Below are 11,277 nucleotides of genomic sequence, written 5' to 3' on the forward strand. Positions count from 1 at the left end.
TGCAGATGTGGAGAAGATGGCGCACGAGTAAGCTGGCAGAGCAGCGATCCTTACGGGTCTTGTTCTTTACTGTGAGCATGCTCTTTCTCCTGGTTACTGTATGGGCAGTGTGGGACGAGGGGAAGACCAGACGCCCGTGGAAAGCATACCAGCAAGAGTTCCACCGGCTGGAGCGTGAGCGGGTCGCTCTGGAACTCGCCACGGAGCGATCGAAGCTTGGCGCGCCGGAAGTTCAGGCTGCCATTGCCAAGCTTGGCGAGGACCTGAAAGCGGCGCAGGCGAGGTTGGCCGGACCCGAGTCCGTCAAAGCGCAGCAAGTCCTTGCTCAACGTGAGACCGAGCATACAGAGATGAACACAAAGGCCCAGTTTATCAAGAGCGAGCTGGATGAAGCGCTCTACTGGGTGGAGCATGCCATTCACAGCAAAAATGACAGCACAAAGCCCCGAGCGAAGGTGGCGGAGATTGAAAAGCAGTTGCGTGGACTCACCGCGCAGGTCAATATGCTGAACGCAAGGGCAGAGGAAGCTCGGGGGATTGTCAAGCGGTTTCATGTCGATGTGGATACTATTCGTGGCAGGATTGACGAGCTGACCGCTCCGGCTGTTACTATCGAGAAACGCCTGGAGTCAATCGGGGTCCGCCCCCTCGAGGTCAAGCAGATTGTCGTGGAGGGTCTGGCGATCAACGAGTTCAAGGTACCGATCCTGACCGTCGATCGCTGTGCGACATGCCATCTTGCGATCGATCGGCCTGGGTTTGACCAGGTCAAGCAGCCCTTCCGCACCCATCCGTATCGGGAGGTCCTGTTTGGCAATCATCCGATCGCCCGCTTCGGTTGCACAGCTTGCCACCAGGGGCAGGGGCCGACCCTCGAGGTTGAAGCGGCACACGGCGAGGTCCCTCACTGGGCGCGCCCGCTGCTGCGTGGCGACTTCGCGCAGACGAGTTGCCGAAAGTGCCATGCCGAAAAGAAGGAGTTTGCGCTGGCGCCAGTCTATTCGCGCGGCAGACAGATGGTAGAGGAGCTCGGCTGCTTCGGCTGTCACGCGATGGCGGGGTTCGAGAAGGTTCAGAAAGTGGGACCGGATCTGACACGGATCGCCAGCAAGGTTGATCCGAGCTGGCTCGTTCGGTGGATCAAAAAGCCAAGAGAGTATCTTCCCAAGACTAAGATGCCCCATTTTGGGCTGTCTGATGATGACGCATTGAGCATCGCGGCGTATCTTCTTCGTGCTTCTAAGCCTATGCCGGAGCTTCATGGTGCGTTTAAGGCCCCCACTTCGGTCGAGCGTGGAAGGGAGATCGTGAGCTCGGTTGGCTGCCTCGGCTGCCACCGGATCCCTGGCATGGAGGCGAAGGCCCCGCTTGCCGGCGCTCCGCCCGCTGTGGCGTCGGTCCATACTCTCGCAGCGCAGTCGGAAAGCGAAAAAGAAGCACCGGGGGGAGCCGCCAAGACAGCGCCTGAACCGAAACCGGTGAAAGCCTGGCTGGTCGCTCCTCCTCCATTGCCGGAGAATCAGGATTTCGCGCCGGATCTCTCAAAGATAGCCGGCAAGGTGAACGCGGACTGGCTCTTCGCCTGGGTCAAGAATCCGAAGCAGTTTCGGCCAACAACCCGGATGCCCGATCTGCGCCTCTCCGACGACGAGGCTCGGGCAGTCACCGCCTTCCTGATGACGCTTGGGCAGAAGCGAATGGTTGGCGGCCTGGAACAGGAGGTGAGGAAGGCCGAGCGGATCGCGGCGGGTGAGCGTCTGATCCGCAAACGGGGCTGTTTTGGTTGCCACGACATGAAGGGATTTGAGACGTCGGAGAAGATTGCGCCGGATCTCAGCAACTTCAGCCAGAAGCGATTGCTGGAGCTGTTCTTCGGCGAGGCCGTTCAGGTGAAGCAGACCTGGCAGGACTACACCTTCTGGAAGCTGAAGGATCCCCAGATTTACGCCACCGAACGGGTTGAGCAATTAATGCCGAACTTTAGTTTCAGCGACGAAGAGGCGAAGACGCTGAGGGTCTTCCTGAAGAGTCTCAGCACCGAGCGTGTGCAGCCGCAGTTCCAGCGGAGCCTTTCTGACGAGGAGCTGGCTATTCAGAACGGGCGGACCCTTGTGAAGCGCTACAACTGTAACGGGTGTCACGTCATCGAAGGGCAGGGCGGCGCCATTGCCGCCTTTTACGCCAACGAGACCAAGGCCCCGCCTCCTCTTGAGGTGGGGATGATACATGAGGGGGAGAAGGTTCAGGCCACATGGCTGTACCAATTCCTTGGGCGGCCTACACCGCTCAGGCCGTGGCTCGATGCCCGGATGCCGACATTCGGTCTCAGCATCGAAGAAGCCACCACCCTGACGAAGTATTTCGCGGTGATGGGCAAGCAGCAGGTTCCCTATGAGTATGTCTCGGTGGGGGAGCCGGCCCCAGAGATGATTAAGGCCGGACGATTGCTGATGTCGAAGGACTACTTTGACTGCTTCACCTGTCACCAGCAGGGCGAGAAGAAGCCCGAGGGCCCGCCTGAGGGCTGGGCGCCGGATCTCGGCCTGGCCAAGCGCCGCTTACGGCCGATCTGGATCGGTAAGTGGATGAAGGACCCGCAGAAGATCCAGCCGGGAACCAAGATGCCCAGCTACTATCCTGACGGTCCGGACGATATCCTTGGAGGGAAGGAGGACCTACAGATCCAGGCCATTACTGAATACCTGATGCATTTGGGTGAGAACTGACCCGTCCATAGCGTCTATTGCGGCAGCGTCCATTTCCTCTACGCAACAGACGCAACAACGCAACAGACGCAATGACGCAACAAGAGAAAAGGAGGCGATACTCCATGCGCAGGAAGCGCGAACTGATCGCAGCGACCGTAGTGGCGGGATTTTTCCTTGCGACCGTCGCTCAGGCTTTGGCTTATGAGGGCGGCGAGGTGAAAGACGGCGGGACGATCACCGGTACGATTAAATTTGCCGGGACCCCACCAGTAAGGAAGGAGCTCCAAGTGACCAAAGACAAGGATGTCTGCGGCAAGGATAAGCACCTGAGCTGGGATCTCATTGTCGGTCCTCAAAAAGGCATTGAAAATGCTGTGGTGAGATTGATTGATGTGAGTAAGGGGGAGAAGTGGGCGATCACGAAGGCAACAGTGGATCAGAATGGGTGTGTATATACGCCCCATGTCGTCGTGGTTCCCGCAGGTGGCACGCTGGATATCCTGAACAGTGATGGGATTCTCCACAACATTCATACTTATAGCAAGGCGAACGCCTCGATCAATAAGGCCCAGCCGAAATTCAAGAAGGTGCTGACCACGGAGTTTGCGAAGCCGGAGATTGTCAAGGTGACCTGTGATGCCCACAGTTGGATGCTTGGCTGGCTCGTTGTCTCCGACCATCCGTACGTGGCTGTTACCAACGATAAGGGTGAGTTCACCCTTAAAAATGTTCCACCAGGAAACTATAAGATCGAGGTCTGGCAGGAGACGCTCGGTAAGAAGGTGCAGGACGTCGCCGTCAAGCCGAAGCAGGAGACCAAGCTCACTATCGAACTGGCAAAGTAGCGTGCGGCGTACAGCGTGCCGCTCCACGCACGACGCTGAACGCAATAACGTGGGGGAAAAAATACAAATGGCGACTGCAAAGAAATATGTGTACTTCTTCGGAAAGGGTCGGGCGGAAGGAAGGGCTGAGCAGAAGAATCTTCTCGGGGGAAAGGGGGCGAACCTCCATGAGATGACCACCCTCAAGATCCCCGTGCCGCCTGGCTTTACCATCTCGACGGAAGCCTGCATTGAGTACGTGAAGCGAGGCAGGCGTTTCCCTCCCCAGCTATGGGCGGAGATCGAAGCGGATATTACCAAGCTGGAGCGGGCTATGGGAAAGCGGTTCGGCGATCCGAAGGATCCGCTCCTGGTCTCCGTCCGCTCTGGGGCGCGGATCTCCATGCCGGGGATGATGGATACCGTGTTGAACCTGGGGTTAAACGACAAAACGATCCAAGGCCTCGTCCAGCGTTCTCAAAACCCCCGCTTCGCTTACGATAGTTACCGGCGACTCCTCCAGATGTTCGGGGATGTGGTGCTGGGCATCAAAAAGATTGCTTTTGAGGGGCTCCTCAGCGAAAAGAAGCGGCAGAAGGGGGTTACGGCCGACACGGCACTCAGCGCCGAAGATCTTATGGACCTGGTCGAACAGTTTAAAGGGGTCATTCGGCGCGAGGCTGGGAGGGAGTTTCCCCAGGATCCGAAGGAGCAGCTTCGAATGGCGATTGCGGCCGTATTCGAGTCCTGGAACAACAAACGGGCCATCGAGTACCGACGGATCTATAAGGTTCCGGATAACTGGGGTACCGCCGTGAATATCCAGTCCATGGTCTTCGGCAACCTGGGGGATAATTCCGGGACCGGGGTGGCCTTCACCCGCGATCCGTCTACAGGGGAGAAACGCCTCTATGGTGAATTTCTCCTCAATGCCCAGGGGGAGGACGTAGTAGCGGGGATCAGGACCCCGCGTCCCATCGTTGCCATGAAGAAGGCTTGGCCGCAGGTGTATCGGGAGTTTGAGCAGATCTGTCGATCCCTCGAGCATCACTATCGGGACATGATGGACATTGAGTTTACCATTGAGGATGGAAAGCTCTATATGCTGCAGTGCCGCATCGGCAAAAGGACAGCCCACGCTGCCATTAAGATCGCAGTTGATATGGCCAAGGAGCGATTGATAGACCAGAAGATTGCCGTTCTGCGGGTGGAGCCATGGCAACTTGAACAGCTTCTGCATCCTACGATCGATCCGAAGGCCAAGGTTCAGAAGATCGCGAAGGGCCTATCGGCCTCGCCGGGAGCGGCAGTTGGGAAGGCCGTCTTCACGGCGGAGGAGGCGGTGGAAGCAGCGGAGCGGCACGAGAAGGTGATCCTGGTCAGGCCCGAGACCTCCCCGGAGGACATTGCGGGTATGGTTGCCGCCCAAGGGATCCTCACCGCCAGGGGTGGTCTCACCAGTCACGCCGCTGTGGTTGCGCGAGGTATGGGGAAAGCCTGCGTCGTCGGCTGCTCCGATATCCTCGTCAACGAGGAGGAGGGGTACTTCGAGGTCGCGAATCTGACCGTTCGGCGAGGAGACCTGATTACCATCGATGGCAGTACAGGCAATGTCATCCTCGGGGAGGTGGCGTTGAGGCAGCCTGAAAAACTGACGGGTGAGTTCGGTACCCTGATCTCGTGGGCGGACCGCTTCCGGAAGATCGGTGTGAGGACCAACGCGGACACTCCAAGGGACGCACAGGTCACGCGACAATTTGGGGGCGAGGGGATCGGCCTCTGTCGGACCGAACACATGTTCTTCGAGGGGGATCGAGTCGTCGCCGTGCGAGAGATGATTCTGGCCAAGGATGCTGATGAGCGGCGCAACGCCCTGGCCAAGCTGCTGCCCATGCAGAAGCAGGACTTCAAGGCGATCTTCGAACTCATGGATGGTTTGCCTGTCATCATCAGGACGCTCGATCCTCCCTTGCATGAGTTCCTGCCGAGGAAGGACGAGGAGATTCGAAAGGTGGCGGAAGGCATGGGGGTGTCGGAGAAGACCCTCAAAGACAAGGTCAACTCCCTGCAGGAATTCAACCCGATGCTCGGGCACCGTGGCTGTCGTCTGGGGATCAGCTACCCGGAGATCACAGAGATGCAGGCCCGGGCGATCTTCGAAGCGGCCTGTGAACTTAAAAAGAAAGGGAAACGCCCCTTCCCGGAGATCATGATCCCTCTCGTTGGCCATGTGAAGGAGTTCCAGATCCAGCGGGATATCGTGAAGCGGGTAGCCACCGAGGTGATGAAAGCGTACGGCGTAAAGGTCCGCTACCTGATTGGAACGATGATCGAGCTACCCAGGGCCTGTATTGTGGCTGATCAGATCGGAGCGATAGCCGACTTCTTCTCCTTCGGGACAAACGACCTGACCCAGACCGCTTTCGGGTTTTCCCGTGATGACTCCGGCCGCTTCCTCCCTCAGTATTTGGATGAAGGGATCCTTCAGGCGGATCCCTTCGCCGTGCTCGACGAAGAAGGGGTTGGAGAGCTCATGCGAATAGCGATCGAGAAGGGGCGAAAGGCCAAGCCAAAACTGGAGATCGGCCTCTGTGGCGAGCACGGAGGCGAGCCCATGTCCGTTGATCTCTGTCATCGACTGGGTCTGGATTACGTCAGTTGCTCCCCCTATCGGGTCCCCATCGCCAAGCTGGCGGCGGCCCATGCCGTCCTGAAGAAACAGGTCAAGATCAAAGAGATGGGGGAGAAGTAGACCAGGGAGAAGCAGGTAGATAGACTGAAGGCTGAAGGTATTAAGGGGTAAGGGATTCACCTAAAAGCCTTCAGCCTTCAGTCTAAACTGCTATCACTTTGGCAATGCAGGGGTGGCTACTTGCAGATCAGGGCAGCTCAGCGACTTCAGGAATGCCACCAAATCGGTCTTTTCTTTGGCCGTAAGGTTTAGCGGTTTGATCTCTTTCGAGAGCTGGGGATTCTTGATTCCTCCCTTATTGTAGAACTCGATCACCTCTGCGAGGCTTTTAGAAGTCCCATCGTGCAAGTAGGGCCCACTGGCAGTAATGTTACGGAGGGTCGGTGTCTTAAAAGCCCCTTTGTCTGACTCTTTCTTGGTGACGCTAAACCGCCCAAGATCGGGTTTCGGCTTATCCATGCCTACGCCGATATTATGGTATCCTTCATCGGTGAAATTGAAGCCGGTGTGACAGGTCTCACAGTGCGCCTTTTCTCGAAAAAGGACGAGACCAGCCTTAGCGCTCACAGTGATGGCCTTTTGGTCCCCGGCGGCGAACCTGTCAAAGGCGGAGTTGCCGCAGAGCAGGCTTCGCTCGAAGGAAGCGATGGCCTGGCCGACCCCCTCTTTCGTTACCTTGGTGCCGAAGACCTTCTGGAACTGCGCCCGGTATCCCTGCACCTTATCCACGGCCACGATCATCCCTTCCAGGGTATGGCCCATTTCGATGGGGTTCTGGACCGGGCCCAGAGCCTGGTCCTCCAGCGAGGGGGAGCGACCGTCCCAGAACTGCTCCTGGCTGAAGAGGCGATTGATCGTTACGGGGGCACTGCGCCCGCCGACTTGGCCTTTGATCCCTGTGGAGGTGGGGCGGTCGTCAGAGAACCCTTTCTCTGGCGCGTGACAGGTGACGCAGGCAACGGTGCCGTCCGCTGAGAGCCGCTTGTCAAAATAGAGCTGTTTGCCCAGGTCGATCTTCTCGGCAGTCAACGGATTGTCCGGGGGAATAAATCCGGCCTCCTCTTGCAGCCCGAGTGGCATCTTCAGTTTGTACGGCCCATCAGCCTCGCTCTGCCTGACGGGAAGGCTCAAAACCATGACCAATGCGCTGAGAATCCATACCCCCTGTTTCACCGTGCTCCTCCCGGTCCTCTGCGGACCACCGTCTTACCGCGGTAATTGAGGTACCGCCACCTCTATCTCTTTAGCAGCAGGCCAGTTTAATCGTCACGGCGCTCTATATAGCACATCTGAAGACGCGAAACAATTACCGAGGCCGCAATTATTTTATGCACGATGGGTTGGGTGGGCTGCAGTCGTGAAAGGATCGAGAGAGACATTGTTTGTGGTTGACTTCGCTTCGTGGCTCAGCTAGAAGACATAGTCTATGTCAGATCATAGCAAAAGATCAATAACCCATACGCGCGCACGGGTCCACAGCCCGTGGCCTCATCGATTCGCATTAGTGACTGCGGCATCAACCTTGTTGTTGATCTTCGTCGGCGGCCTGGTCACGAATACTGGGGCGGGGCTGGCGGTGCCGGATTGGCCGACCACGTTCGGGTACAACATGTTCCTCTACCCATGGTCGCAAATGGTGGGGGGCATCTTCTACGAACACAGTCATCGGCTGATCGGTTCTATCGTGGGTCTGCTCACCATTGTATTGGCCACTCTGCTCTGGGTGAAGGAGTCATCGCGAACGGCTCGATGGTTGGGCGTTACTGCCGTAGGCGCGGTGATCATTCAGGGGGTGCTTGGCGGCCTTCGAGTGATCCTGATATCGGTCGGCAATGAACTCGCACTCACCCATGGCCTGTTTGCCCAAGCATTCTTCGCCCTTACGGCGAGCTTGGTGGTGTTGACCTCTGCCGAGTGGACACACAGGCCCCGGCAGGTCGTCGTTGCTGATACCGGAGCGATCAAGCGTCTCTGCCTCCTGACAACCGGTTGTGTGTACATCCAGATATTCTTTGGAGGCATGCTGACACATATCGGTGACTGGATCCTAGCCCATCTGGTCTGTGCCGCGCTTGTGACTTTCCTTGTCTGGCGCCTGGCGATACGTATCTTTACACCTCATTCGGATCAGATGAAGCTCGCGCAACCCGTCACTCTACTCATCGGCCTGTTGGTGCTGCAGCTTCTGTTGGGTCTTGGGTCGTATGTCAATCGCTTCACGTCCGTCGAAATTCCCTACGCGGCATTTGCTCAGTTGGCGCTTCCAACCACTCATAGAATTACAGGTGCGCTGATGCTGGCAGTCTGTATCGTGCTCACGCTGCGAGCCTATCGGTTGCCGGCGTTACGGCAGGCCGCCCCCAGCCAGGGATTGCTCGCCGAGCGGGTACGCGCATGATATCCACGTCTGAAACATTAGGCGCCGAGTTCACGCGTCCATGTAGGCGAGCGGCAGATTTCGTGCTACTGATGAAGCCGCGCATCGTGATGATGGTGCTGCTGACCACATTCGCAGGCTTTTATCTCGGCGTGAGCGGCACGCCGGACTACGCGGTACTGCTGCAGGTGCTCACCGGTACGGCGCTTGCGGCGGGTGGAACCCTTGCGCTGAATCAGTTCCTCGAGCGGGACATAGACGCACGGATGGTGCGTACACGGCTCCGGCCATTACCGGCAGGACGACTACAGCCCACAGAGGCGCTCCTGTTCGGATTGTTGATCTTAGTTACGGGCCTGCTGTACCTGGCTGTCTCGGTCAACGCCCTGAGTGGTGTGGTGGCGGCGGTTATCGTGGGAAGTTATCTGTTTCTTTACACGCCGCTCAAGCGCAGGACCGCTTTCTGCACGGTTGTGGGAGCGGTGCCGGGGGCATTGCCGCCGGTTATCGGCTGGGCAGCAGCCACGGGAAGACTCGGAATCGAGGCGTGGGTATTGTTCGCCATCATGTTTCTCTGGCAGCTTCCCCATACGCTGGCAATCGCCATGCTGTACAAGGACGATTATAAGCGGGCAGGGATTCACCTCCTCCCAGTGATCGATCCGGACGATAAACTTACGGGATGTCAGATTGTCTGCGACTCCCTGGTCTTACTTGTCGTCAGCCTGCTGCCGACCCTCATCGGGTTTGCCGGCCCAGTCTATTTCGCGGGTGCGCTTACGCTGGGTATTGGCCTGCTTGGGTGCGGGTGTGCCTTTATCCTCTGGCGATCGACAACAGACGTGAGGCGTCTGGTGTTCGCGTCGCTTGTGTACCTACCGGCGCTGCTGTTACTGATGGTGCTAGACAGGGTGCCATTCTAATGTCTCTCGGCAGTAAAGTGTAGGCAGATCCCTTCCCCCCCACGAGGGGGAAGGTGAGGATGGGGGGGGTGGGCAGGAAAGCCAGGACGCCGAGGAAGCGTCCAACGGATACCGAAAGCGCCCTGTGGCGGCAGTTGCGGTTGCGCCGGATCGAAGGACGCAAGTTCCACCGACAGCATCCTATCGGACCGCTTGGCTTGAGAGCGTCGGGTACCGAGTGGTTCAGTTCTGGGATCACCCCCCCCACCTTAATCCTCCCCCTCAAGGGGGGAGGAGATCCATAAGGGGAGGGGAGGAATCCACAAAAGGTGTCACTTCCCCCCATGAGGGGGAAGGATAGGATGGGGGGTGGAGGATCGAAGCGTAGCCATGCTTTCGTGCCAGGAGCCATCCTAACGATGGCCTTGAATCTATCTAGAAAGGCATCCCTCAGGAGGTCTACTCATCCTTTCCGTTACCGCCTTGCCTACCATCAATGCCGCACTCAATGGGACCAGCGCGCTTTTGCTGAGCCTCGGCTACCTGTTGATCCGACAGCGAAAGATCACCGCGCACAAGCTCTGTATGGGGGCGGCCCTTGGGACCTCGACCCTCTTTCTGATGTCCTATCTGACGTATCACTATCAGGTGGGATCGATTCCTTTTGCAGGGCACGGAGGCATTCGAGCGCTGTATTTTACGATCCTGATCTCTCATACGGTTCTGGCCGCGGCGATTCCCCCATTAGCCCTCATCACGGTCTATCGCGCACTGAGAGGGCGCTTTGACCGACACGTGAGGATTGCCCGGTGGACCCTTCCGCTGTGGCTGTATGTCTCGGTCACCGGCGTTATTATCTACTGCATGCTATATCACCTCTACCCGCCAGCCTAGCGATTAGCATTCAGCGAGCAGCACTCAGCGAACAGGAAGACACGAATCAGCTTTTGGTCTTGAGTTGACAGCCGAGGGTTGGAGGCTTCAGAGGTGGCCATGGCGAGAGCCGCCCCACCGGTAGGTAGGTTGTGCTATCGGGATGTCAGGAGAGGGCAGCTTCTTGAGGAGAGGGCTAAGAAGTGCATATTACGGGGGTGTAATCTACACTTACAAGGTGAGGGGAGCCGGCTATTGCTTCGGCGTCTTTATGGTGATGATAAGGCATTGCTTTCGATGGCTGAAAGGATAGGAAGGCATTTTTGCTTGTCAATGGGTATTTGACATCGAAAAGCAGGGACTGGCGATGGTTGGGCAGGAAAGATGGATCGGCGGGCGCTGAGAGCATCCGAGCCTTGATCCTACGAATGACCCTGTCCCGATGAAGCTGAAGCTGAAGGACTACCTCCGCAACAGGCTCGCTGGCCTCAAGCACCTCCCAGATGAACCCGTCTCTTCCAGTAGCTGCTCTGTCATCGTGTGCCTTCGAATCGCTGTCGTTCCGAAAGATCGCCTGACGATCATTCCCTCGTTGCCTCACAGGATACGGGTGGCTGGGTGCAACGATTAGGGTAATCCGTGGCAGGCACGATCATAACCGCGAACACCACGAATTGTTACGATAATAGTGTCTGTCCCTATTTTTAATACGTGCCCCCAACCGGGTCAGCAATCGCATTGTGTTGATACCCCTAACGTTGCGTTGAGCGGCCCGCGCTCGGCGAAGCACGTCCTCGGCCCGGCTCTCGGTCACCAATCCCTGTTCCAATTCATCCAAACGGTGCTCTGCTTCCTCGGCCCACAAGGCCTCGATCTCAGTTTCTGAAAGCTCGTCGGGGTT

8 protein-coding genes and 1 pseudogene are annotated in these 11,277 nt (G+C 57.6%); 7 read left to right on the forward strand and 2 right to left on the reverse strand.

Going from position 1 to position 11,277, the window contains the following annotated elements; genetic code table 11:
• The first annotated feature begins 5 nt into the window (after positions 1-5).
• The 3 genes from CLG94_RS01035 to ppdK all read left to right on the forward strand — a co-directional run bounded on the left by CLG94_RS01035 (position 6) and on the right by ppdK (position 6,284).
• Positions 6-2,726, forward strand: a complete 2,721-nt coding sequence (locus CLG94_RS01035; RefSeq protein WP_107561050.1) for a c-type cytochrome — start codon at positions 6-8, stop codon at positions 2,724-2,726.
• A gap of 104 nt (positions 2,727-2,830) precedes the next feature.
• Positions 2,831-3,553, forward strand: coding sequence for a carboxypeptidase regulatory-like domain-containing protein (locus CLG94_RS01040; protein WP_161953953.1), 723 nt, complete (start codon positions 2,831-2,833; stop codon positions 3,551-3,553).
• 67 nt (positions 3,554-3,620) lie between these two features.
• Positions 3,621-6,284, forward strand: coding sequence for a pyruvate, phosphate dikinase (gene ppdK, locus CLG94_RS01045; protein WP_107561052.1), 2,664 nt, complete (start codon positions 3,621-3,623; stop codon positions 6,282-6,284).
• Positions 6,285-6,377: 93 nt separating this feature from the next.
• Here ppdK and CLG94_RS01050 read toward each other — a convergent pair whose 3' ends face one another.
• Entirely contained in the window at positions 6,378-7,397 is a 1,020-nt protein-coding gene (locus tag CLG94_RS01050; RefSeq protein ID WP_239993052.1) for a cytochrome-c peroxidase, read from the reverse strand.
• Positions 7,398-7,728: 331 nt separating this feature from the next.
• Between CLG94_RS01050 and CLG94_RS01055 the strand changes: the two genes are divergently transcribed.
• From CLG94_RS01055 to CLG94_RS01070, 4 genes are all read left to right on the forward strand, one after another.
• Positions 7,729-8,622 carry a COX15/CtaA family protein gene (locus CLG94_RS01055; RefSeq protein ID WP_161953954.1) on the forward strand — a complete coding sequence of 298 codons (894 nt, stop codon included), beginning with the start codon at positions 7,729-7,731 and terminating at the stop codon, positions 8,620-8,622.
• Positions 8,619-9,524 carry a heme o synthase gene (gene cyoE, locus CLG94_RS01060; RefSeq protein WP_107561054.1) on the forward strand — a complete coding sequence of 302 codons (906 nt, stop codon included), beginning with the start codon at positions 8,619-8,621 and terminating at the stop codon, positions 9,522-9,524. Before CLG94_RS01055 ends, cyoE begins: the two co-directional genes overlap by 4 nt.
• A gap of 59 nt (positions 9,525-9,583) precedes the next feature.
• Positions 9,584-9,808, forward strand: a complete 225-nt coding sequence (locus CLG94_RS01065; protein ID WP_107561055.1) for a DUF559 domain-containing protein — start codon at positions 9,584-9,586, stop codon at positions 9,806-9,808.
• A 178-nt stretch (positions 9,809-9,986) separates the two neighbouring features.
• Complete coding sequence (locus CLG94_RS01070; protein WP_239993054.1) at positions 9,987-10,397, forward strand: DUF420 domain-containing protein; 411 nt, start codon at positions 9,987-9,989, stop codon at positions 10,395-10,397.
• A gap of 631 nt (positions 10,398-11,028) precedes the next feature.
• Here the strand turns inward: CLG94_RS01070 and CLG94_RS13470 are convergent.
• Positions 11,029-11,277 (reverse strand): annotated as a pseudogene (locus CLG94_RS13470) (hypothetical protein); the annotation flags it as partial.

Source organism: Candidatus Methylomirabilis limnetica, from assembly GCF_003044035.1.
Classification (GTDB): Bacteria; Methylomirabilota; Methylomirabilia; order Methylomirabilales; family Methylomirabilaceae; genus Methylomirabilis; species Methylomirabilis limnetica.